Annotated in this window: 24 protein-coding genes and 4 pseudogenes; 20 read left to right on the forward strand and 8 right to left on the reverse strand. The window is 42.1% G+C overall.

Annotated elements, in window-relative coordinates; all coding sequences use genetic code 11:
- Positions 1–291: 291 nt before the first annotated feature.
- A complete protein-coding gene (locus BM058_RS08835) occupies positions 292–633 on the forward strand; it encodes an MFS transporter (protein WP_090926679.1) in 342 nt (113 codons plus the stop codon).
- 311 nt (positions 634–944) lie between these two features.
- Here BM058_RS08835 and BM058_RS08840 read toward each other — a convergent pair whose 3' ends face one another.
- The 3 genes from BM058_RS08840 to BM058_RS08850 all read right to left on the reverse strand — a co-directional run bounded on the left by BM058_RS08840 (position 945) and on the right by BM058_RS08850 (position 3,049).
- A complete protein-coding gene (locus tag BM058_RS08840; protein WP_090926680.1) occupies positions 945–1,244 on the reverse strand; it encodes a muconolactone Delta-isomerase family protein in 300 nt (99 codons plus the stop codon).
- A 183-nt stretch (positions 1,245–1,427) separates the two neighbouring features.
- Positions 1,428–2,621 (reverse strand): MFS transporter, encoded by a 1,194-nt coding sequence (locus tag BM058_RS08845; protein ID WP_090926681.1) that lies wholly within the window; start codon positions 2,619–2,621, stop codon positions 1,428–1,430.
- Between the two features lie 140 nt (positions 2,622–2,761).
- On the reverse strand, positions 2,762–3,049 hold the full coding sequence (locus BM058_RS08850) for an ArsR/SmtB family transcription factor (protein ID WP_090926682.1): 288 nt from the start codon (positions 3,047–3,049) through the stop codon (positions 2,762–2,764).
- Between the two features lie 306 nt (positions 3,050–3,355).
- Between BM058_RS08850 and BM058_RS08855 the strand changes: the two genes are divergently transcribed.
- Positions 3,356–3,820 carry an SDR family NAD(P)-dependent oxidoreductase gene (locus BM058_RS08855; RefSeq protein ID WP_281244691.1) on the forward strand — a complete coding sequence of 155 codons (465 nt, stop codon included), beginning with the start codon at positions 3,356–3,358 and terminating at the stop codon, positions 3,818–3,820.
- 227 nt (positions 3,821–4,047) lie between these two features.
- Here the strand turns inward: BM058_RS08855 and BM058_RS08860 are convergent, their stop codons facing one another.
- Entirely contained in the window at positions 4,048–4,590 is a 543-nt protein-coding gene (locus BM058_RS08860; protein ID WP_245736907.1) for an acyltransferase family protein, read from the reverse strand.
- Positions 4,591–4,714: 124 nt separating this feature from the next.
- On the opposite strand from BM058_RS08860, the gene BM058_RS08865 reads away from it, so the two are divergent.
- From BM058_RS08865 to BM058_RS18795, 5 genes and pseudogenes are all read left to right on the forward strand, one after another.
- Positions 4,715–5,755: an IS30 family transposase gene (locus BM058_RS08865; RefSeq protein WP_090926684.1), complete on the forward strand. Its 1,041-nt coding sequence runs from the start codon at positions 4,715–4,717 to the stop codon at positions 5,753–5,755.
- A gap of 275 nt (positions 5,756–6,030) precedes the next feature.
- Positions 6,031–6,390 (forward strand): annotated as a pseudogene (locus BM058_RS18215) (GDSL-type esterase/lipase family protein); the annotation flags it as partial.
- Between the two features lie 42 nt (positions 6,391–6,432).
- Complete coding sequence (locus BM058_RS08875; RefSeq protein ID WP_090926685.1) at positions 6,433–7,839, forward strand: MBOAT family O-acyltransferase; 1,407 nt, start codon at positions 6,433–6,435, stop codon at positions 7,837–7,839.
- Between the two features lie 13 nt (positions 7,840–7,852).
- Positions 7,853–9,004 carry a DHHW family protein gene (locus tag BM058_RS08880; RefSeq protein WP_090926686.1) on the forward strand — a complete coding sequence of 384 codons (1,152 nt, stop codon included), beginning with the start codon at positions 7,853–7,855 and terminating at the stop codon, positions 9,002–9,004.
- Between the two features lie 41 nt (positions 9,005–9,045).
- Positions 9,046–10,686, forward strand: a complete 1,641-nt coding sequence (locus BM058_RS18795) for a GDSL-type esterase/lipase family protein (RefSeq protein WP_090926687.1) — start codon at positions 9,046–9,048, stop codon at positions 10,684–10,686.
- A gap of 262 nt (positions 10,687–10,948) precedes the next feature.
- On the opposite strand, the gene BM058_RS18600 is transcribed toward BM058_RS18795, so the two are convergent.
- Positions 10,949–12,253 (reverse strand): ISL3 family transposase, encoded by a 1,305-nt coding sequence (locus BM058_RS18600; RefSeq protein ID WP_322787878.1) that lies wholly within the window; start codon positions 12,251–12,253, stop codon positions 10,949–10,951.
- 118 nt (positions 12,254–12,371) lie between these two features.
- Here BM058_RS18600 and BM058_RS08895 point away from each other — a divergent pair.
- Positions 12,372–12,647: pseudogene (locus BM058_RS08895) on the forward strand (ATP-binding protein); the annotation flags it as partial.
- A 67-nt stretch (positions 12,648–12,714) separates the two neighbouring features.
- On the opposite strand, the pseudogene BM058_RS08900 reads toward BM058_RS08895, so the two are convergent.
- Positions 12,715–12,894 (reverse strand): annotated as a pseudogene (locus BM058_RS08900) (VOC family protein); the annotation flags it as partial.
- Between the two features lie 117 nt (positions 12,895–13,011).
- On the opposite strand from BM058_RS08900, the pseudogene BM058_RS08905 reads away from it, so the two are divergent.
- A pseudogene (locus BM058_RS08905) lies at positions 13,012–13,206 on the forward strand (ATP-binding protein); the annotation flags it as partial.
- Between the two features lie 149 nt (positions 13,207–13,355).
- On the opposite strand, the gene BM058_RS08910 reads toward BM058_RS08905, so the two are convergent.
- Positions 13,356–13,994 (reverse strand): hypothetical protein, encoded by a 639-nt coding sequence (locus BM058_RS08910; protein WP_090926688.1) that lies wholly within the window; start codon positions 13,992–13,994, stop codon positions 13,356–13,358.
- 528 nt (positions 13,995–14,522) lie between these two features.
- Here BM058_RS08910 and BM058_RS08915 point away from each other — a divergent pair.
- The 8 genes from BM058_RS08915 to BM058_RS08945 all read left to right on the forward strand — a co-directional run bounded on the left by BM058_RS08915 (position 14,523) and on the right by BM058_RS08945 (position 20,805).
- Positions 14,523–15,209 (forward strand): response regulator transcription factor, encoded by a 687-nt coding sequence (locus BM058_RS08915; RefSeq protein WP_090926689.1) that lies wholly within the window; start codon positions 14,523–14,525, stop codon positions 15,207–15,209.
- On the forward strand, positions 15,206–16,990 hold the full coding sequence (locus tag BM058_RS08920; RefSeq protein ID WP_090926690.1) for a HAMP domain-containing sensor histidine kinase: 1,785 nt from the start codon (positions 15,206–15,208) through the stop codon (positions 16,988–16,990). The genes BM058_RS08915 and BM058_RS08920 overlap by 4 nt, the downstream gene beginning before the upstream one ends.
- A 242-nt stretch (positions 16,991–17,232) precedes the next feature.
- Positions 17,233–17,922, forward strand: a complete 690-nt coding sequence (locus BM058_RS08925; RefSeq protein ID WP_245736909.1) for an N-acetylmuramoyl-L-alanine amidase family protein — start codon at positions 17,233–17,235, stop codon at positions 17,920–17,922.
- A 193-nt stretch (positions 17,923–18,115) separates the two neighbouring features.
- Positions 18,116–18,916 (forward strand): polysaccharide deacetylase family protein, encoded by an 801-nt coding sequence (locus BM058_RS08930; protein WP_090926692.1) that lies wholly within the window; start codon positions 18,116–18,118, stop codon positions 18,914–18,916.
- A gap of 308 nt (positions 18,917–19,224) precedes the next feature.
- Entirely contained in the window at positions 19,225–19,530 is a 306-nt protein-coding gene (locus BM058_RS08935) for a hypothetical protein (RefSeq protein ID WP_090926693.1), read from the forward strand.
- Complete coding sequence (locus BM058_RS08940; protein WP_090926694.1) at positions 19,506–19,697, forward strand: SGNH/GDSL hydrolase family protein; 192 nt, start codon at positions 19,506–19,508, stop codon at positions 19,695–19,697. Before BM058_RS08935 ends, BM058_RS08940 begins: the two co-directional genes overlap by 25 nt.
- Positions 19,698–19,814: 117 nt before the next feature.
- The gene (locus BM058_RS18220) at positions 19,815–19,973 is read left to right on the forward strand and encodes a hypothetical protein (protein WP_177195494.1); all 159 of its coding nucleotides are present in this window, start codon (positions 19,815–19,817) and stop codon (positions 19,971–19,973) included.
- A gap of 175 nt (positions 19,974–20,148) precedes the next feature.
- On the forward strand, positions 20,149–20,805 hold the full coding sequence (locus tag BM058_RS08945) for an acyltransferase family protein (RefSeq protein WP_090926695.1): 657 nt from the start codon (positions 20,149–20,151) through the stop codon (positions 20,803–20,805).
- A gap of 55 nt (positions 20,806–20,860) precedes the next feature.
- Here the strand turns inward: BM058_RS08945 and BM058_RS08950 are convergent, their stop codons facing one another.
- On the reverse strand, positions 20,861–21,268 hold the full coding sequence (locus tag BM058_RS08950; RefSeq protein WP_245736915.1) for a helix-turn-helix domain-containing protein: 408 nt from the start codon (positions 21,266–21,268) through the stop codon (positions 20,861–20,863).
- Positions 21,269–22,028: 760 nt separating this feature from the next.
- Between BM058_RS08950 and BM058_RS08955 the strand changes: the two genes are divergently transcribed.
- From BM058_RS08955 to BM058_RS08965, 3 genes are read left to right on the forward strand one after another with little or no spacing between them, the layout of a single operon-like run.
- Complete coding sequence (locus BM058_RS08955) at positions 22,029–22,274, forward strand: hypothetical protein (protein WP_090926697.1); 246 nt, start codon at positions 22,029–22,031, stop codon at positions 22,272–22,274.
- A gap of 17 nt (positions 22,275–22,291) precedes the next feature.
- Entirely contained in the window at positions 22,292–23,422 is a 1,131-nt protein-coding gene (locus BM058_RS08960; protein WP_090926698.1) for a hypothetical protein, read from the forward strand.
- A gap of 10 nt (positions 23,423–23,432) precedes the next feature.
- Positions 23,433–23,738, forward strand: a complete 306-nt coding sequence (locus tag BM058_RS08965) for a hypothetical protein (protein ID WP_090926699.1) — start codon at positions 23,433–23,435, stop codon at positions 23,736–23,738.
- The last annotated feature ends 108 nt before the right edge of the window (positions 23,739–23,846 follow it).

A 23,846-nucleotide genomic window follows, 5' to 3' on the forward strand; every position in this document is an offset into this window, starting at 1 on the left:
AAGCGTTTAGATGTCACAGAACTAATAAGGGGCCGAACCAAGCATCATGGCAGATGAATAAAAAAAGGGGGAATTCACCTTATTCTTCATTCGAAACATCGAAAACGCGCATCACTGTTCTTTGACAATGAAATAGAAGCCAAATAGTGTAGTAGCTATCCAAGCTTCAATGAATCGTTGAATCCATTTCATTAAACAAAGTTTATTGATGAAATGAAATTTTTCCTATTGTTTTTCCTATTGTATGTAAAGGTGAAGCGATTCATCTTTGGCTGAAAATTGGATGAACATATGGCTGAAATTTCAGTTGACAATTACACCTGGGTGGCGACTACCCTTATAGGTGCTTTGTTTATCCTTGCCATTTGGTTCGGTTCTACCTGGGCGACAACTCCGGTTCTGCAGCACTACCTTGTATCGCTTTCTCCGAACTCCTCTGATTTAGCAATTGGCTTAAATAATTCAGTTCTCCAATTCGGAATGTCGGTAGGAGCCGGTGTAGGAGGATGGGTGATCAGCCAAACATCCATCATGAGTCTGGGCTGGGCAGGAACTATTAGTGTCATAAGCGGTCTGCTTATTACATTTTACTCGTTTTCATTAAAGAATAGAAACACGGAGCAACATGCTTAAAGGCAGGGATTCCAATGTAATGGCGTATTGTTTGTTCTTGTGACAAAAACTATTTCAATCCGCCGCTATTTCCACAAGAAGTTATTCAATAATTGGGCCATATTGTTGAACAAATAATTGTCTTATCGGGAAAATTAACTATTGGCTGATCTGCAGACAACCTTCTAATATTTACATCAATTTGCATTAGAACGTTGTTAGAGTGGTTGAAATACTTACAAATGCTTAATTAGCGCATTAAGTATGTAGAGGCATCCAAGCACAGACTAAAATAATCTGTGCTTGGATGCCTCCTTAGTAATTATCACCGGCTATCTATGTGAATTGCTCGAAGTATTAACCGTCATCGGATGTGAAGCAAGCGCGGTTACCTTAATATTAGCATAGGGCCTGACGGGCAAACTTTCCAAGATTTGTTCGAGTTTATCGGCATCTGGTGCGGACCAGATCCCGATGTTGAAGCGGGTGCCGGGAAGTCGCCAGAAGTGACGCAGCACGTTCTCCTCCATTAACTCTCGACCGCGAACTCGCTCACGCTCGATTAGGTCAGCACACTCGTCGGAGGGTAGTTCATAGGCGCGTGAAGCGTCAATTTCTACTAGGAAATCCATATGATTGTTATTCCTCCTTCTGTTTATTAGGATGATTTAAGAGCATCATTAGATTATGACGTAATTATCATAAGCCTATATTCGCTAAATTCAAGAAAACATTATACTATCTTTTACATCATTAAGGTCGTTCAAATACAGAAAACGAACTCCCCTCAGATGAGGATAGTCAGTCGAATTTGTTTAAGTCATGGAATTCGCGGTCATTTCCTGCTTCATTTTTGTTGGAATGAGGACGGCCATCAAAATGACCAATACGGCAATAAAAACGGCAAAGATGAAAATGGCCCCATATAATCCGATCCATTCAGCAATGAAACCAATACCAATGACAGGCAGGCCTACCCCAGTATATATAATCACATATAAGCTCGAAACAACATCCCCTCGCCGACTTTCCGGGACGACTTCATTGACAAGCGCCATGCTCCCCATGAAGGAGAGACCTTGTCCGAGTCCGGTGATGATAGCACTGATCATTAACAATAAAACGGATTGTATGGGGACCGCGAATAAGACCCCTGTAAGGCCAATGATCAATAAACTGAGCCCAGAGATCATAGACGTCTGAAAAGCTAGATTTTTGAGCGTAAACTGCATGATGGCTGAAGCTACAAATACTAGAAATACCACTCCCCCCGTAACGGCTAAATTATGAATCCCCATCAGTGACGAGATATACGAAGGTAAAAGGGACATGAACAAGGCCATCACCGACCATGCAGCAAAAGATGTAACAGCACCCATTATAAAAGGCATACGAATCGTGGAAGGGACACTTGGTCGTTGCAGTCGCCAGCTTCCTGACGATTTTGATTTTATTGTTTCACTCATAATAAGGATCGCAATAAATCCTGGAATGAATAAAATGATATGAACAATATACGGCAAAACAAGAGGGCTCGGCGCATATTGGGCAAGGATTCCCCCTAAAAGCGGTCCGACGCCACTCCCACCAGCCGTTGCAATCGTAGCAACTAGCGAAGCAGTCTTTCGATGATCGGGACGTAGTTCAACCAATGCTGCTGTAGCTGTTCCACTCATCATTCCTGCTGCTAATCCCTGCAGGCCACGCGCAACAAATAACCATACTAGATTTGTAGCGAAAACAAATGTAGCAGAACCTGCAGCTGCAATCACCAGTCCTATTAGAAGCACTTTTTTTCTTCCAAACCGGTCGGATAGCTGTCCGAAAACCAACAAGGAAGGAATAAGAACGAGGGCATATACAGCAAAAATCAACGATATTATACCCGATGAGAAACCCATTTGATGTTGATATACACTGTATAAAGGCGAAGGAATATTGGTGCCTGCCATTAATATCATGAGAGAATAACCAACTAACCAAAAAGCTGCGTTACTGTTTTTATGCATTGATAATCACCTCTGTTTGAAATGTTCATCTGAAGTAACTTTTCCTAAATTCGCGGCCATAGGTACTGCAATACAATCCAATAATACAAAGTAACATTGTTTTAAAACTATTTAACTAATATTCAAAAAAACTGACCACACTAGAGTGTAGCCAAAAACCCCGGTAAATAATGATCAAATGTTTCTTTATTTAAAGAAACATATTTTGTTACACCTTCACGTTCAATCGAAACTAATTGTGCATCAGATAAAATTTTTAAATGATATGAACTGTTGGATTTGCTGATTTCCAACCTCCCTCCAATATCCAAACACATTAGGCGATTGTTCTCGTGGAATAGTAAACGAATCATCCGTATTCTTTTTTCATCTGCCAACGCATTAAATACCTTCATACGTTGCTGGTCATTTGTTTCTTTTAAAGTCATAACATTATTGTACTATAAAGATTAAAAATGTCAACACGCGCGCACAATGAGTTTTATCCATGAATGAATATTGTGAAGTAGTTCACTTAAACAAACGGGCGCGACTGTTGAAGAAAACTTAGTTTTCTAAACAACTATATTTCAGACCTCGTCCTTACTTAGAACGGGGTTATGCATGTTTAAGGTTATAAAATTAAAAAACTTTATTGTCACTTTACAAAGGCAATTACTGAAAAGGTATGCCTCTTTAGGGGCTGATAGTGTAGTTAATTATACAAATAACAAAGCATCGGCCGAGATGACTGTATCCAGTATACAAAATATGGTACCAAAGCACTAGCGATTCAGGCAGACATTTCAAATTTGGGTAAAATTCGAATCATGTTCGCAACTACATTAAAGGAGCTTAAAAAAATGGACATTATAGTAGCGAACGCAGGCGTTGAGGTTGTTTACCTTCCGGCAATTGATATTACTGAGGAAGATTATGACAAATTATTTACCATCAATACAAAGGGTGCATTTCTCACGGTACAAGGGGGCGCAAAACACGCGGGGGATAACGGACGAATCATTTACATTTCTTCAAGTACTATCACTAATATCCTTGAGGGCAAGGCTTTGTACGGCAGCAGTAAATTGGCGCCGATGTATCTGGTAGAGGTACTTGCAAAGGAAATTGGACAATACAAACAACTTGAAGAAATAGGAATGGATATCCAGCCCCTCCATCTACGAATCGTTTCCGCAGCTCTTTTATCATCCTGTTGATCCTGAAACATCTTTGGAACGTCTATTTGTCTTCCCTGTCCCCTTTTTCACTTTGTAACGGATTGGTTTTTCAACAAATCGCCAGGAAATGGTGGACAATCTGTCCATACTTCAGATCACTATACAATTGGCCGCTGTTATCGTGATTATAGATAAAACTGCTCCTCTACAGCCAGAGACCAAAGATGTAACAAAGGAGTAGGCTCACGTAGCCGAGAAAGTCAACACTAGAATCGGGTAATGCCAGATATAGATGCCATATGAACGAACACCCAGCCAACGAAGCGGCCCAAATCCCAGCACACGACCGATCCAAGCGCAGGATGAACCGCAGCGGCGATGATGGCTGTTGTTGCAAAATAACCGACATCCGTGCCAATGTACCACCAATTCGATACATAAAGAAACGAAGCCAACCAATGCCCCCAAATATCGACAAATCGGGAAAAGTGAAAGACAACCATCCATCCTCCTACCACGATTAATAAAAGAAACAATCCCGGCAGCAGGCGGCGGGCACGGCGCAGCCAAAAATCTTTCAGATCGATTTTCCCTTTGTTTTTCCATTGCCTCATCAAAATGTCCGTAATCAAGTACCCGGATAAAACAAAAAATACGCCAACTTTCAAAAATCCGCCAGGTGCCCATGCAAAACCAAAATGGAAAGCAATCACTGCACATACAGCAATTGCTCTTATCCCATCTAATCCCGGCATATAACGACCTTTTATCTCTTCGGCAAGGTTGTCAACCATTGGTTGTTTATGCATATCATAAGCTTGATTGTAAAATTAAATGCAACAGCTAAAGGCATCGTTAAAGATATAGCTAAAGCCATCGTTATTCCATTATGATGAAAGGAACCCAACACCCAACATAACAGGAGGAATAACGATGACCACTTCCCATGGTACCACAGAAAAGCGGTGTTTTTCTCATCTTTCGGCATTTGATCGAGGACAGATTCAAGCCTTTCGTCAAGCAGGCAAATCCATGCAGGCCATTGCGGATGCAATTGGGCACCATAAATCAACGATATCTCAAGAGCTTCAACGAGGAACCACAACCCAACGATCGTCGGATTTGACGAAGTATCAGACCTACTTTCCTGAAACAGGGCAAGCTGTTTATGAGGCCAACCGTGCGCATTGCGGCGCCAAATACAAGTTGGCCCATGCAGCTTCCTTTGTGCACTTCGCCGTGGCCAAGATACAATCCGAACGTTGGTCTCCCGATGCTGTTTGCGGGCATGCCAATCTCCATCAGTTATATGAAGGAGCTAAAGTATGCACCAAAACGCTGTACTACTATATTGATAAAGGGCTTCTTCCCATCAAAAATATCGACCTTCTGCAGAAAGTCCGGAGAAAAACGAAAACGAAGCGGCCCAGGGTTAACAAGAGGATTTATGGAACGAGCATCGAAGAACGCCCCGAACATTTGGAGAACCGCGAAGAATTTGGTCATTGGGAAATCGACACAGTGCTGGGCCAACGCCTGAAAGGAACTGCCCTCTTAACGTTGACCGAACGACAGACACGCAAAGAAATTATCATGAAAATCGGGCAAAAGACATCGGAAGCTGTCAACCAAGCTGTCCAGCGGCTCAAAACCAGGTTTGATGACACTTTTTCGTCCGTCTTTCAGTCCATTACATCGGACAACGGTTCCGAATTCAGCGAACTTACCGAAGCCGTTGACTGTGATCAGGTTAGCGTCTATTATACGCACCCCTATACCTCCAGCGAGAGAGGTACGAATCAACGCCATAATGGACTCATCCGGCGGTTTATCCCCAAAGGAAAATCCATCGATGATCTGGATGACAGCGTCATTGCCTATGTGGAGAACTGGTGTAACACGCTTCCCCGCAAAATCCTGGGGTACCAATCTCCCAATGACCGGTATGAACAGGCATTGACCAGCGTTATATAATTACAAATAATGGAGTTAAGGTGGTTGTTGCATTTATTATTGCAATTCGGAATCTATCAATATATCAAAATGGAAGAAGAACCTTGACGACATGAAGCAGGGAGCGTTAGAGTGCGGAACTTCGGTTCTGCACTTTTTTTATGATTGCATCCCATCTGCATCTGATCTGCACAAGATCTTGACATCCTTCCCCTATACTTTCCCTTGAGCATGCGGAGTTGCACGATGCATGGAATAAGATCGATTCTGCATTTGAACTGGACGAAAGGGAAGTGATGAAGATGGGAAAGAAGAAATTGGGAATGATGATACTCGCCTTGTTGGCCTCGGCGTATGGCAACAACGGCCAACCAAACGCTCCAAATGGGGAATCTGAGGACTTTTCTTCTGGGGAGTCAGAGGACGGTGTCGCCTCGAAGTCAATATCCTATGAGAAGTTGTATCAAACGAGTGTGTTTCTCGGTGGTTCGATTACGGAAGGACTGTCTTACCATGATGTGCTGGATGAGGAGAACGTCCTTGCAGGTGTGGGAAAAACAGCTGAATTTGCGCTGAAGGAGGATGTAGATCGACTGGTCAGTCGAATGCCGGAGCATATCTATATCCAACAGGGTTCGGATGACATTTTGTGGCCGAAGCAAAGTGCGGAGTGAAGGTGCGGGAGGGGGGAATAAGCGTTGGTATTCAGCAGCCTGATTTTCCTGTTTCTGTTTCTCCCCGCTGCTTTGCTCATTTATTACTTGTCGCCGGGGAAGCTGAAAAATGCCGTACTGTTCGCCGCAAGCCTCGTCTTTTACGCATGGGGCGAACCGATCTATATCGTCATTATGATTTTTTCCACCATATTCGATTATGCGAACGGGCTGTTGATCGATAAGTACAGGCACCGCAAACCGATATCCCGAGCAGTGCTTATCGGCTCCATCGGCGGTAATCTGGCCATACTCGGTTTTTTCAAATATGCCGGCTTTGTCATTCAGAACGTGAACGAGCTGTTCGGCTTGAGCCTGCAGGCCGCCGATCTGCCGCTTCCGATCGGCATATCCTTCTACACGTTTCAAACGATGTCTTATATAGCGGACGTATACCGAGGCAAGGTGCCGCCACAGCGTAACATGATAAACTTCGGCACTTACGTGGCCATGTTTCCGCAACTGGTCGCCGGACCGATCGTCAAATACGGTGATATTGCGAAACAGCTGGCCTCTCGTAAAGTGACGCTGGAACGGTTCGGTGAAGGGGCGAAGTGGTTCATCCGGGGACTCGTCAAAAAGGTGCTTCTGGCGAACAATATTGGAATGTTGTGGACGAGTGTGAAATCCACCCCGCTGGAGGAATTGAGCGTTCTTTCCGCTTGGCTTGGAATTTTGGCGTTTACGTTTCAAATTTATTTTGACTTTAGCGGGTATTCGGATATGGCGCGCGGACTTGGCAAGATGTTCGGCTTTGATTTGCCGCAAAACTTTAATTATCCATATATTTCAAGAAGCGTGACGGAATTTTGGCGCAGATGGCATATTTCACTGGGTTCCTGGTTCCGGGAGTATGTCTATATTCCGCTTGGCGGCAATCGGCGCGGCTTGCGCAAGCAGCTGAGAAATCTCTTGATCGTCTGGTTTTTGACCGGTTTGTGGCATGGGGCAAGTTGGAACTTTGTCGTATGGGGCTTGTATTTCGGTTTTATCGTGACCGTTGAGAAGTTGTTTCTCCTGAAGTGGCTGACGCGCTGGCCGAATTGGACGGGACATCTATATACGCTGTTGATCGTGATTCTGGGGTGGGTCCTGTTCGAATATGAACATTTGCCTTCCGCATGGGCGTTCATCGGGACGATGTTCGGGCTCGGAGCGCACGAGTGGGTGGATCGCCAGGCGCTTTATGACCTGCTGACGAACGGAGGATTGTTCGTGCTCTTGGCAATATGTGCGACACCGCTTCCGCGGAAGATGGTCGAGCTTGTGGAAAGGCGCTGGAATCGCGGAGGCGTGATCGTGGTTACCACATTCTATACGATCGGATTGATATTGTCGACCGCTTATTTGGTTGACGAGTCTTATAATCCGTTTATGTATTTTCGCTTTTGAGAGGAGGGGAATCTTGACTGGATATAACAAATGGGTTCGGTCTGTCATCGGCTTATTGCTGCTGTTATTTATCGGGACGATGGTTGTCATCAACTTTTTGACGCCTGACAAAACGTTCTCGGAAGCGGAAAACCGGGTGCTGGATAGCCGGCCGTCTTTCTCGCTGCAATCGTTACTGTCAGGGGAATTCATGAAAGATTATGAGCAATATGTAACCGATCAATTTGCATTCCGGAACGAATGGATCGGGATAAAGACCGATGCGGATCGCGCTCTGGGTAAAAAAGACAGCAACGGCGTATATCTGGGTGCGGATGGCTATCTCATTCAATCTTTCACGTCACCGCAAGAGGCGGATATGGAAGAACGAATCAGGGCGATTCATTCGTTTCATCAGGATACGCCCGACCTTCGCAAGTATATTCTGCTGGCACCGACGGCCGCCTCGGTGCTTCAGAGCAAATTGCCGGCGTATGCGCCAGTTGGCAATCAGCGGGCTGTTCTGAATCAATTCCGGCAGAAGCTTGAGCGGCTTGGGCCCGATATTCGCTTTATTGACGTGTATCCCGCCTTATATGCGAAGCGGGAGGAATACATTTATTATAAAACGGATCATCATTGGACTACAAAAGGCGCTTATTACGCTTATCAAGCGCTGGGTCAAGAAATGGGGTTAACACCGAAGGAGGAAGAGTACTTTAACATTACAAAAGGGGCGGATGCATTTTATGGTTCACTCTACTCGAAAAGCGGCTTCAAACATTTAAATCCCGACAGTATTTCATTATATTTGCCAAAAAGCAAGGAGCAGGTTCAGGTTGAATATTTGGGCGGGGAATATAAAAGCACCGATTCGCTTTATGCCATGGATCATCTCCATCAAAAAGATAAATATGACGTATTCCTTAACGGCAACCATTCATTAGTGAAAATCACAACGGGTCATGAACAAGAAAGAAAACTGCTGGTGGTGAAGGACTCTTATGCGAATTCCTTTATTCCTTTTTTGGCATTGCATTTCAGTGAAATTTATGTCGTGGATCTCCGATATTATACGGATTCTCTCGATACACTCATACGAGAAAATCAAATCCAGGACATGTTATTGCTGTATAATGCCACCACGTTTTTCGACGATCCGTTTATAAAGGATTTATCCGAGTGAATATGCGAAAAAATCGATACTGGAAAGGGGCTTCGAATCACATGCTTCACTATTTTAAAATGTTCAATAAAAAGTCATTTGTTACAATGATGGTATTTACCATAGGTGTTTTAACCGGATGTTCCAGCAAAGAGGAAATGATGGATCTTTCAGCTGTAGAAGTCGGAGAAAAAATCAAACAGGATGTCAATTTGGATGAAATGCAGGAGGAAGACATCGAACAACTTCAAAACCTTTATGACATCCGTGCTGAAGAGGTTGAGAGTTTTATCCTTAATCTTGCTTCCACCAATGTGCAAGCAGACGAGGTGGCTGTGATCAAAGCAAAAGATGCCGAAAATGTGGCGGACATGAAAGAAAAAATAGCCAACAGAGTCCAAGATAAAGCGAAAAGTTTTCAAGACTACCTTCCTGCTGAATATGCACTCATCGAAAATTATGTATTAAAAACAAAAGGCAACTTTGTGTTTCTTGCGATATCGGAAGAGGTAGATCAAATCGAACGTGCGTTTGATGAAGCTTTAAATGGCAACTTACCTTCCACGGCTTCAAATGATTCAAATGATCAAGATCCCAATCAACAACCAAATTCTTCCTATCAATCCACGTTCAGCAACAGTGTATTTGTGGGTGATTCCATTATTGGCGGCCTGACCAATGACGATCTTCTGGATGGCATTCATGTGATGGGGGGTTTGGGCGCAACCGCTGAATTTACATTGGAACATGTGGATGAAGTAGTTCGCCGAAAACCGGGATATGTTTTTTTATCTTTGGGGCAAAACAACATTGAAGAACCCGTTAAGGAATCAAAGGAAAATTTTGAAAATCAATATTCAAAATTGGTGCGCGAGATCCAGGAAAAGCTCCCGAATGCAAAAATATACATGTTATCGATTACACCCGTATCATCGGATGTCCCGGAAGGTAATCTTTCCAACAAAGATATTGATGATTTTAATTTGGCATTGCAAGACATCGCCGAGACGGAAGATGTTGACTACATCGACCTGTCCCCCATTTTTGAAAATAACGATATTCGCTACGCCGAAGACGGTTCGCATTTCCAAAATGATTTCTATCCGCTTTTGCTTGATTATTTAAAGGAGGAGACGGATATCGAAACACAGTTCCAAAAATCAAGGGTCATCGATTCTAATGATGAATATAAGCAAATATTTAAAAATAGCGTGTTCATGGGAGATGATATCATTGGATCGCTAACTTATCTGGACAAATTGAATGAAGAAAATGTAATCGCACCTTCAGGGGCAACGCTGGACTTGCTTCAACTTAATGTTGAACAATTGGTAAATCAAAAACCTGAACATATCTTCATTCTGATTGGCAGCAACGATATCACCATTGTGGACCAGGAAGAATTCATCGAGAAATACGTAAAGTTAATCAACAGTATTCAGGAGGAGCTTCCGAGTGCCAAAATCAACATATTGTCGATTCCGCCTGTTTCCGATAATGCCTTGCGCAAAGAGCCTCGTTATGAAAATATCGAAGCGTATAATCAATCGCTCCAAGATCTTGCTGCAACTGAAAAAATAAATTACATTGATTTATCGCCTATTTTTAAAAATAATACAATCCAATACACTAAGAATGGAATACATTTTAAACCTGATTTTTATTCCCTATTTCTAGACTATATAAAAGACGACGTAGGTTAGGGGGGACATTGATGCTCTGGATGTTGGCTTAACGTAATATCGAGCGAAAAATGAATCGAACCCCCATAGCAAAAAAGTGGCAGCTCATGTTCTTGGCTGCCTTTTTCTTTGTCCTTATATCCCTTCAGTGACAATAACGAAAAGAAATAGATTGTGCAGAAATAAAACCCAGGATGGCGTTTCATAAAATGGAATACGTAGTTGAGGCAGCCACAAAAGAGATCCGTACTGTTGAGTTTAAAAAAACGTTTGGTTGTAACCGTCAAGTTAATTTGAACAGTTTTTGCTCATTTATTTTGGGGTCTAAACCATAATATGTTCTTGACTGCTTAATACTGAACTTTCTCTTCATTACACTCCAGCAAAATGCGTTGCTTGTACCCTTCGGGGTTGCGAGTGAAGGAATGCCGGCGCTGCAGCGCTTTGATTTTATTATTTTTGCCTTCGACGGCTGCATTCGTATAACGGACTTGTGATAATTACAAATCTCTTCCTGCCAAGTCTGCATTGTTTTTAAGCAGGACTTCACGGCTGGATGATCGATGGATACTCCGTCCTGCAGCCATCGCTGAAATCCTTTTTTGGCAAGCTTATAGGAGGAACTTTCGTCGTACCATTGCATAAATGATTCTTTCCAGGCATGGGGTTGGTGAAGCAGCGGGGAATAAGACAGTAAAACAGAGAGCTCCCGCCGTTCCCTTTCCGTGAGACGATCCTGTCGTTTCCCTATCAAGTGGTGGTTGCGCTTTAGATGACGGCCTTCGTGAGGGGTCAGCTTTTTTTGTTCTGCCTTCCGGACATGCTGCAGCGCCTCTGTGACGTAACGATTCACGTGACATCGGTCTGCAATGCGAATGGCAGAGGGGTAGATTTCCTTAACAAACCTATGGTAACTGCTTGCTAGATCAAGAACGACAGCTGTCGGCTGAAGGGTCCCCCATTCGGGGTTTTTCTCGACATAATCATGGAGTTCTTCTTTCGTGCGGCCGGGAATCACATCAAGAAATGTTTCGCCGCGCAAATCATGCAAACCTGTATTATAAGTGTGGCCTTTTCGAATGGCGAAATCATCCAAGCCTAAAACAAGGGTTGGACGAGCCGCGGCTTCTTCCCTGCATTCCTTTTGGATACGTTGACTTTCGGTGTTCATCCATCGGTGAAACCATCGCGTCAGAGAGGTAACCGGCATCTGTAACAAGGCCGCTGCATGTTTTACAGTCGCCCCTGTAATAGAAGAAAAAGCCTGCCGTTCCAATCTTTTGGTAACCTTTTTTTTCGGCTCTACACTCTCGTAATTCCAGACAAACGAACCCTTACAGGAATGACAATAAAGCCGGATGGCTGGCAGATGGAGAAATACTTTAGAACCAAAGGCTGCAAGGTCTCTTACTTTCCGGCGATAAGCCACACCGCGCCTAATAACGCGTTCTTTCGACCGGCAGGTCGGGCAGGACTGCCGCGAAGTGCAGGGTTTGACCCCAAATTCAATTGTATCCATCTCTTTTTGAACGGAGATAATCTTTAACTCTGGCAGATCTAATAAATCATTGATAGAATGAACGTACATCTGTATCCCTCTTTTGTTGGTTGGTGGTACTTTCAACATAACAGAGGGGCAGGTGTTTTTTCATTTATGACGACCATTTAAACGCATCTATTTTATTGTCAAGAACATGTTTCGGTGTAGATCCAAACTTGATTTATTGATTCTGGATGAGCTTGGGTATATCCCCTTGCATAAGCAGGGAGCTGAGCTGTTATTTCAAGTCATCAGTCTGTGTTACGAAAAGAGAAGCATCATCATCACAACGAATCTTCAGTTTGGAGAATGGAATCATGTATTTGGAAATCCCATCTTAACAGAAGCTGTCGTGGATCCTCTGATTCACCATTCTCACCTCGTATTATTTGATGGCGACAGCCATCGGCTGAGAGAATCTATGGCTTTTCAGCCTATGTAAGAATCAGGGAAGCAAGTGGCTACATAAATGTTTTGCCGTTTTATGCATTTTTCTCTTGCCAAATACACTTATCGACATCTTCCACCTTAAACTGAAACAAGAATGATGATTGTGTTTCCGCATCCACAGGTTTATTTTCCTCGCCAACTCCTTCGGCCATCATTTTTCGAGGTAACAGTTCGATCTTGGTTTCCCCAGTGTCAAAAAGAGCATACTCTATGCCTTCGTCACACATGATAATCGGCAGCTTGAAAAAAACGGACCTCCTTTCCTGAGTGAACGGAAACCCTTCATTTTCCAACGACATTAATCAAAGAATCATTAACAGCCTTACGATTTTTAGGGCATCAGGAAAATATCATCATTGCTTATTTTGGATGAATTAGGATATGTGCCGTTCCAAAAAGAAGGAACAGAGCTTTTATTCCATCTTATAACAGATTGTTACGAGCGAAAAAGCGTTATTGTCACCACCAATCTGGAATTCGGGCAGTGGAATCGTGTATTTGGAGATAATCGTTTAACGGGAGCTCTTGTGGACCGTCTGGTCCATCACGCTCGAACGGATCGGATGGAACGAAACAAAAGGTGCTGTGGAAAATAGCCACTGCTTAAGGAAAGTGGTATAGCCCGGGTTCTTTCGATTTCTTTTTTCTCAAGCGGTATGTTCGAGGTGTGCGTGTCGGTTAACGCCTGGAAACCGGGATGTTAAAGGTTTTTACCGGCTTCAACAGCTCTTTTGATCAATTCCATTGGGTTATTTTTTTCAGATTTTAATTCATATACTACACGACCGTCCTGCCATTTTACGACGGAGCTGGGAGAATCCTTGAATCCTTGGATTTTGATGACGCCTTGATTATCAGGAGCTGGTAGATAGTGGGTTTCGAGATACGCTACAATCGTTTCTGCCAGCTTTCGGCTATCCGGGTGGTTTTTTACAGCGTACTTCGATTGAATAGGGTAATCTATTTTAATGAGCCAGTTTCCCTCATTCCAGGAAATAAATTTATGACCCGCACCTGCATCCTGCAAGGCTGTGATGCCGTGGCCAAGATCAATATTCGTCTGTTTGACTGTACGATAATCACTTATGGCAGCCGCGGCTTTTTCAGAGTTGTCAAAGCTTTGTTTTTCAACTCCGCTGTTTGTAGAGGAGGCACTGGTATCATTGCTGCTTGATGCTGTTTCCTGCTGTGAAGGTTCCTGCGCTTCCTGACTGCTGCCGACTTCTTGCGTGTTTTCCTGGTGGGTGCTGCCGCTGTCATCTGCCGCTGAAGAGTTGGAAGTGCAACCGGTAAGCAGGATAGAGAAAGCACAGAAGGCGGCTACATGCATTCGTTTCATCGTTTCGTTCACCCCTACTTATTGTAAGTGTATTCTATTTTAATCATACTCTTCATAAAACACTTCTACAACGGTACTGCTCTCATGATTTTTCACGTATATAAAAAAGTCGGGGTAAAAGCCTGACATCCTTATCTCCGCATCAAAATAGCTTCATCTTTTTTTTATTTCCTTCCTTCCTGATATACTCAACACTAACATCTCCTAGATGGTCTTCTGTCCTTATTGGTTGCTCAAGCAGGAAGTCTATTGATTTTGGGAATGGTTAACAAGTGGCTTTTTTTGTTTTTCACCTTCTTAGCCAACCAACATAGAAGGCCTGCCATTACCTACATTTTTAGAATGCCATAAACAGTTCACCCGGCATCTGAGATAACCACTATTGCTAACAACAAATCATAGACCAGCGAGGGGAGCACAGCTTCCTCTTTTCACACGAAACAGCGAAGAGCCGCATCTTTATCTCATCTTTACATCACTATGCTATCTTTTAAGGTAGTAATCATTTAGGTATTGTGGGGGAGACAAATGCCAAAAACAATATTAATCGTAGAAGATGAAGCCATTTTACGTGAAATAGTTAAGGATTATTTATTAAATGAAGGATATGAAGTATTAGAAGCAGCAGATGGGAATGAAGCTTTAGCTATTTTTGAAGAACATGATGTACATTTAATTATTTTGGATATTATGCTGCCGGAGGTAGATGGATGGTCCGTTTGCAGAAAAATCCGTAAAACTTCCGATGTGGCGATTATTATGCTGACAGCACGTACGGATGAAGATGATACACTGCTGGGTTTTGAATTAGGCGCTGATGATTATGTCACAAAGCCATACAGTCCGCCAATATTACTGGCGAGAGTGAAACGATTAATGGATAGCCGCTATGCCCGGGCAGGTAAGTTATCGGATGAAGACACTTTAATCAGTAATGGTATCCATGTCCACTTTTCTACGCGGACAGTGACAGTAGATGGAGAAAGAATCAGTCTGACATACACGGAATTTGAAATATTAACCTATTTAATGCAAAATCAAGGGATTATTATTACAAGGGAACAACTTATCACTAAAATCTGGGGCTATGAGTTTGACGGTGATGATCGAACAATCAATAGTCACATCCGCAATTTGAGGCATAAAATAGGCGCTAAAGGAAATTGTATTGTCACGGTTATTCGGGCTGGCTATAAATTTGAGGACAAAACATGAAAAAAGGCATTGTATTAAAATTATTTTTGCTGACAGCCTTATTGTGTATGCTTATTCTTGCAACGATATATATTGGACAAACGGTGTTTTTCAAGCAATATTATGCAACACAAGAGGTAGATGACATTAAAACGAGTATTGAATCTTTTAAGAAGGAATTCTTGAAGGCCGGGGAAAATGTACAGGCAATGAAAAGGTTGGAGCAGGATTTCTATCAGGAGCATTCGACGTGGATTACAACGTTAGACAGTGCAGGAAATATGAAACACACAAATGATTTTTCTGTGACAATTCATTCAGATGCTTCTCAGAATAAGAACCTCGCTAATCGTGATATTACTATCCCTTTGTACAGTTTTATCGGCTTAGAGGACTTAGAAAGGATAAAGTTTGATTTAGAACAAGGAAAGCGTATTACGATAGATGGGATACTAGCAGATAATACAGTAATTCCTGCCATTTTAACTAGACAGAACGGGAATTTTGGATTAGAGAATAAGCTGCTCACGGAAGAGTTATATGGAAACAGCACGGAAACAGACCCCCTTGGAGCAAGAGACTCGCAGGTATATTTAACGGGAAACATTAAGAAATTACAATTACCTGTAGGAACCGTACGTTCACCTATTTACACAAATCGTGTGTTTATCGAACAAATCAAACAATTTCAAGCAAAGCTGCTATTTAATGATAATTATAATGACCGTGCGAAAACAATGGATTATGAGAAAAATGGTATTGAGTACAAAATATTCATCCGACCGATGAAAGATGCGAATGGTGAAACTGCTTATATTTTTGCTATGACGTCATTACAGCCAATTGATGAAGCTGTGCAAATGTTAGAAGATTATTATATCTACCTAATTATATTGGCATTGCTCCTTATTGTTCTGGCATCCTTTTATTTTTCGAAAAAAATCGCCAAACCATTGCTGCAAATCAACGATACGACAAGCAGAATGGCCAACCTGGATTTTTCCGAGACCATACCTGTCAAGTCAAAGGATGAAATTGGTACGTTATCCCACAATATTAACAGTCTCTCTACCACCCTGCATTCGCACATTAATCAATTGCAGGAGGATATAGAGAAGGAAAAACAACTGGAACATACACGTAAAGAATTTATTTCCGGTGTGTCACATGAATTAAAGACACCTTTAAGTATATTGAAGAGCTGCATCTCTATTTTAGAAGATGATGTTGCTAAGGATAAAAAAGATTATTATTTTAACGCAATGGCAAACGAAGTCGATAAAATGGACATGCTTATTGTCGAAATGCTTGAATTGGCAAAATTTGAATCCGGAACGTACAAAATGGAAATGGATGTCTTCTATATTGATCAAGTCATCGAGTATATTTGCGAACAATTATCTTTAGATATCGCTGACAAGCAATTACATGTGCATAAACACCTTTCCGGGACAAGAGTCGTTGCAAATCAGCATCGCATAGAACAGGTTGTTACGAATTTCATTACCAATGCGATCCGCCATACCCCGGAAGATAAAAACATTATTATTTCTACTAAAAGTGAGCAGGAACTTGTTAAAGTATGTGTCGAAAACAACGGGTCTCCTATCGCAGAAGAACATGTAGAAAAAATATGGGATCGTTTTTATCGTGGAGATACGTCCCGTGACCGTTCAGAAGGCAGTATGGGATTGGGGCTTGCTATTTCAAAAAATATCTTGGAATTGCATGGTGTGCAATATGGTGTAACGAATACAGAAGAAGGCGTGCTGTTTTACTTCTATTTGAATAAAAAAGAATAGCAAATTTTATGAAGCAAAAAAGCCGTCCGTTTAATTTTATTGAACGGATGGCTTTTTTGTATGGAGTGACCACAAAAACCGATTCTATCAGATTACAAATTTTTTATACGGTATTGATCTTATATGCACCTGAACTTTACATCTATCTATTAATCTTTAAAACGCAGCTTTGAAAAAGAAAGGATAGATGAAAGATGGTATTTCAACAGAAAAATGGGAGAAATCACAGGACACGAAATATATTGGTTGTTACATTGCTTTTATTTCCCATTCTATTAATGTCGGCTTGCTCCGGCAATCCCGAGAACAACAATCATAATAATGCCAGTAGCAGCAATAACAGTGAAAACAGTGAAAACAAAAACACAGCCTTTAAGGTGGCGATCGATCCGGGACATGGCGGGAGAGATCCCGGCGCAACAGGCGCCAGCGGCCAATATGAAAAGAGTTTCACGTTAAATTTATCGAAAAAAGTGGAAAAACGGCTGGAGCAGGAATCGGGAATGGAAGTTTTCATGACGAGAACAGATGACAGCTTTATTTCCCAAGAAAGCCGAGAAAGGCCCAAATACGCCAATAGAAAAAACGCAGATGTATTTATATCTATTCACGGTAACACTTTTTCCGATCCCAATGTTTCAGGTACCGAAACGTATTATTATCACAAGACTTCCCACCAGTTTGCTCAGATTTTACAGAAACATGTGGTGAAAGCTACCGAATTCAGGGATAGAGGAATCAAGAAGAAAGATCTGTTCGTTGTAAGGGATACGGAAATGCCGGCAGCCTTGCTTGAAGTAGGTTACCTGACGAATTCCGCGAACGAATCCAAAATGCATACGGACGATTTTCAATCACGTGTTGCCGACTCCATTGTGAAAGGGATTAAAGAATACAAAGAAGAATCAGAAAAACAAGGTATTTTCAGCTGAATCTTTTAGGGGCCCGCCCAAAGATCTCTATGGAATGCAGGCTATCCAATTTTCTGACTTTATAAGTCAATAAATTGGATGGCTTTTTCCGTTTTATCAAATCTTTAGCTCAAGTCCATTTCATCTTCATTTCGTCTTTATCCCACTTTATTAATCTGTCTACAAGATTAATAAATGAAATCGAGGTCTTTATATGAAAAAGCTCATACTATTTATTTTCCTTGGCTGTTTGGTTATTTTTTATGCCTGTAGTACGGAGACAGAACCTGATAACGAATCATCTGAGATATATTCGGAAGATAAAGGCTCATCCGATTCACAAAGAACAGAATCTGATAGGTCACAGGAAAAAAATATAGAAAAAAAGACTGTCTACTTAACCTTTGATGACGGTCCTACTTCAGCAACCACAGATATTTTAGATACTTTACACCAATTTAACGCCAAAGCAACCTTTTTCATGCTGGAACCTTCTATGAGAGAGTCACCAGAAGTTGTAAATAAGATCATAGAGCAAGGTCATGCTGTAGGTTTACATGGTGTGACCCACGACATAAACAACTTTTATAAATCTGAACAATCCGCTCTTAAAGAAATAACTACCGCACAGGAGACCCTTCAACAAATTACAGGAGTCAGGTCCAATCTCATTCGGACACCTTATGGCAGTGTTCCGTATTTAACTAAATCATATCGGGAGGTTTTAGACAGCAATGGTTTTAAATTGTGGGATTGGAATGTTGACAGCAGGGATTGGTCCTTATCCAGTGAGCAATATTTGGATACGGTTATTGAACAAATAGAAGAACAAGTAAATGCAGGAGTGACGCCAATTATTCTTATGCATGATAAACAAAACACAGCTGACCATTTGTCTAGTCTATTAGCTTATCTATCGGAACATGGGTTCCAGACTGAAAAAATTAAAGAAAACACAAAACCATATAACTTTAACTGTTATCAACGTTGTCATCAAATATCCACACAGGAATAGAGTGAACAAGAATTGAAGGAGAGCGTTAATGAGTCTCCCCCTGCCAGCAGTTGTTAAAAATTTGCTTATCATCGACTCTCAAGTTCAATTTTTATTATTATTTAATTTTAAAAAAACAAGATTGCTTGGATTCAGTAGAAGGTTGCCCAAATGAAAGGAGAACCGATTCCTGCTTCGGTAGAGAACCAACGTATTTTTCGTTGAAATCTTTACTTGAGATCAACAACATCCTCATTTGATCTTTACCGTACAAGGATGCCCTGCCGTTTTCACACAGAGCATCGATTGAAATTTAGGAGGTAATGGATATGACAAAAAGAAAATTTCTTACGGTGCTTATTGGAATCCTCATCATATTGGCTGCAGCCTGTAGTAATAAACAGGACGACAATCAAACAGGTTCTGCCGGTGCAGGAGACCAGTATAAATCTACTTACAGAAACAATATATTTTTAGGAGATTCTATATTAGATGGTTTATCAGAAGTATTGGATGATTCCCGAGTTATAAGTAATGAAGGGGCTACGGCTCAATTCGCCATAGAAGAGGTGGATCAAATTGTCAATAAAAAAACACAGGATATTTTATTATGCTGGGGTCCGCTGACATATTGATGCCGGTGGACAATCCAACGGAACATTCCATGACGCATTACACGAAATTAATCGAGAAACTAAAAGAAAAACTTCCAAATGCCCAGCTGCATGTCTTATCGGCACCCCCTGCGACCGAAGAAGCCATAAAAAAAGAACATTCGACCTTTGTTGAAGAGGATGCCTAGATGCAGACAATGAAAAGTAGATATATGCCGGGATTGGATGGGATCAGGGTATTGGCAGTATTTGCAGTGATCGCCTACCATCTCGATGTGGGATGAGCCTCCGGAGGATTTTTAGGGGTGGGTGTATTTTTTGTTTTATCCGGCTATCTCATTACAGATTTAATGATGAAGGAATGGGAGAAGACAGGACAGATTGATTGGTGTCATTTTTGGTTTCGGCGTGCCAAACGGCTGCTGCCGGGAGTGCTTCTTTTTTTGATTGTGCTGGCTGGATGATCTTGTTTCATGTTTCCCAATTAGCTGACCTTTGGGACGATTGGCTGGCTTCTCTATTTTACGTTGCTAATTGGTGGTTCATATTTAATGATGTTGGATATTTCTCCTATTTTGGAAATCCTTTGCCGTTATTACATCTCTGGTCTCTCGCTGTAGAAGAGCAATTTTATCTCGTTTGGCCATTTTTACTGTTATTGGGACTTCGTTTCGTCCAAAACGTAAGTTCCTAATCGTGCTTATCCTCGTTGGTGCATTGGTTTCAGCACTGGAAATGGCAGTACTCTATCAACCAGGGCTGCTGGATACAAGCAGGGTTTATTTCGGGACTGATACCCGTGCGTTAGCCCTTCTGATTGGGGCAGCTCTTGTGTTATTTTTGCCCACCCAAATGTTCACGGGTAGAATGGCTGATAACAAACGTCTACTTCTTACTCTGGATATAGGGGGAACGATGGGTCTTGTCAGTTTATGCTGGCTGATGTGGCAGGCTAATCAGTATGATCCGTTTCTATACCGCGGTGGAATGGTCCTCCAATGTATTGCCGCAGCTGTTCATCCATCCAGTTGGATCACTCGCATCATGGGATGCAGGCCGTTGCGTTGGTTGGGGATTCGTTCATATGGCATTTATATTTGGCATTATCCCATCCTTGTGTTGACCTTTCCTGCTGCAGTAACGGAAGGCTGGCAATCTATACCTCGTATTTTTATACAAATAGCTGTTATTCTTTTGATTGCGTCTTTTTCTTGGCGGTTTATTGAGAAACCCATTCGTTATAGAACGCCGGCAAAAAAATCGGACGTGCCAAAAGGGAAGCAGGCTCAGCCATGAGGAAAATAAGCGTCAAATAGAACCACCTTTTTCCCCTAACAGGAATGCTCCATTTTCACTGACGGTCATTCTGCATCTGCTGCCCCTGCGGTAATTCTTCCAGAGCCTCAAAAGACCGGTAGGTCACCGTTTTTGGGATATGATATATTTCTCTCCATTCCTTGATATAGGTTCGAATGGTGCTGTCTCCTGCTTCTTTGAAAGCATGTTTTTCTTCCAGCCAGTCCGAAATCTGCGAAGCCGACAGGTCCGGGTGCTCTCTCAACCAACGCAGGATGTAGTCCTGATAGCGATCCAATTTCCTTGTCCTGGTCTTTAACGTTTCGACCCACTCCATCGCTTGATCCCAATCCATGTCTAAATAGGTATAAACCGTGTTTCTTGATACGCCGCACTTGCGGGCGATAGCCGAGATACTGAAACCCTCGTCTTTTAAGTCATGAATACGCATATGATCTTTCATTTTACTCACCTTTCGTTTCCCCCTGACCAGCGTTCATCGTTGCTTTTAGTATAGCTGGTCAGAGAAGAGTTAGTAACGAAAAAGTGTTCAATTTTATCAAGCAAAAAGTGTTAACTCTAATCTAGCAGTTACACTGCAAGTTTACTGAACTTGAAACGTAAAGTTCGGCGGAATATTCCACTTGCTACGAAAGAAGCACCTTTATTAAAACCAACACCATTTGGCTTGGTTAAAGGTATATTTTCCCGCACCTTTAAAAAAGACCCATGACTTTTAGGACAATAAATAAAACGGAGAAAAAGCAGGGCAGGCCGCGCCCTGCTCTTTTTTTGCAAATCAGTGAGTGTCGGATATTGTAATAGAAGTGACGAAAAAAGGTAAAAAGTATTAAATATAAAAAGAGATAATAGTCGTATCACCTATTTTACGTTAGTGCCATTTCGTATCCATTATTTTCTTAAAAAATTACAGTGACAGCTTGTTTCATGAAGGAAATGTAAGATCAAATATTCCAGCAATGAAAATAGTTATAAAATGAAAACTATTTAAATGAGAAATAAATCACTGGCAGTTACATATTTTTATTGTTTCGTAAGATGTATGTCCAATGTCTTATTTTTATCACCAAGAAACATCTCTTTAAGAAAAATGAATTGAAGGAAAACATTTCCTGTGATAAAAATATCTATTAGGTTGTATCCATTCATGACTGCTTTTTTAAGGTGACTATTATATACATACATAATTGAGGATGATAAACATGCTTATTGTACTGGACGAGACTATTGGATTCAGCTCCCTGCCGTTTCAAGCTGAAAATGATATTTCCTACGTTATAAAGCCTGCGAAAACAAAAAAGCAAAACCAGATGTTTGAAGAGTATGAAAAGGATCAATCTTCGACTGTATTTTCTAAAAACCTGCGATTTTCCCCGTATTCTATGGAAGACAAGAATGGCTGGGAGATGCGGTATCAGAAATTGCCCCGAATCTCGGTGAGAAAATAAAAGAGTACAGCGGGCAGATGGAAGGCATTATTAAAGGCCTTACCAACCCTGATTCAATAGGAGATTTTCTGAAGTCATTAGGGGAAGGGCTGTTTGCACTCTCCCCCGCCGGCATGAGCCAGATGTTTGCTGATTTGTTATCAAGTGGTGCGGTTGACGCGTGGAATGCAGCGCCTGACTGGGTCCAGGGATTACTCAAAGGACTCGGAGTTGGATTAGCAATTGCCGGTGCCATTATCGGCGGTGCGCTCCTGCTCGGCATTGGGGGCACAATGCTTGCTATCCTGGCAGGAATTGGAGCACTTGGTGCTGCGATTTATGGTGCGATTGTCGGTGGAGATAACTTTAATGCGCTCACCGCCGGCGGTATTGTATTGGGAACCGTGTTCATTCCACTGGGAGGCTATAGTGCTGGAGCACTGCTCAGTACACGGGCAGCGTTCATGTTGGGAACAAGATCTCATCTTGCGCTCAGTAGGTTTGCCGGATGGGCGATGACAAAATTATCAGCCGGCTGGGCAAGTCTTTCCGGAGTTTTTGGTCAAATGAAATGGGGGGCTATTGTCGGGGGAGGTATACCCTCTCTTCAACATTTTGCTATTTTATTAGAAGATCCTTCAGCCTTTGACATGAAAAAAGCGTTGGTGGACATCACAGCAGGTACTTTAACTGGCGGGTCCCTGGCTGTACTGGGCAGCGGATTTATGGCTCCTGGTCTAGCGAACAAATTGAAGAGGGTACTCACAGCTTCCGGAATAGGAGGAGGTGCTTCTACCCTTGGTGACTGGGCTCTTGGCGATGGGTTGACCCTCTCATCATTTCTCACCGGTGCGTTGATTACTGCTATCTTCTTCCCATTGGGATCTTATTCGACGACCATGGCTAATCAAACGATTGGAAAAACGATGACCTCAACACAAAAGAAAAATTTGAATATTGCTGTCGATGTTATCAATGGTTTCAAACAGACCGCATTCACCAACACTTTCAAAAAACCAATAATGAACGGGTTTCATAAACTGGGTGATATGTTCTCTAATGGCTGGAACCGTTTGATGGATGGAAACGTAAGCAATGTCGACCACACCGATACGGAACAGCTTCAGCATGACATCGATGAAAAAACCAATAGTCGTTCGCGAGGATAGGAGGGTACCTATGTTAGTGAGGGTATTAAATGTATGTGTTGTTTTGTTTATTTGTATGATAGTTACTGCCTTTTCTATAGCTGGTTTCACGCCAGAGGTTGCAGAAAACCTCTTTACCATTTCATGGTTGAGTGTATCCATGAGAATTTTGATATTTATGGTATGGACCGGTACAGTGACGAATGCTGTTCGCAAGTATTACAAGGAAAACCAAGTGAGGCTTGTTCACTTTCGGATTGGCCTGTTGGTAACGATAGTTGGTCTTTTGTTCTTTGAATGGAAAAACGGCTGGCCGATTATCAGTTCAATTTTCTAGTTTGTTCGTCTGTCGTGAACACTTTAAATAAGCAGAGGTAAAGCGGCAGCCTCCCTGTTGAAGATGTAGCCTGCGCCGATACAGAATCAACTTCAACATAACATCGAT

This window comes from Salibacterium qingdaonense (genome assembly GCF_900114715.1).
GTDB classification, from domain to species: domain Bacteria; phylum Bacillota; class Bacilli; order Bacillales; family Marinococcaceae; genus Salibacterium; species Salibacterium qingdaonense.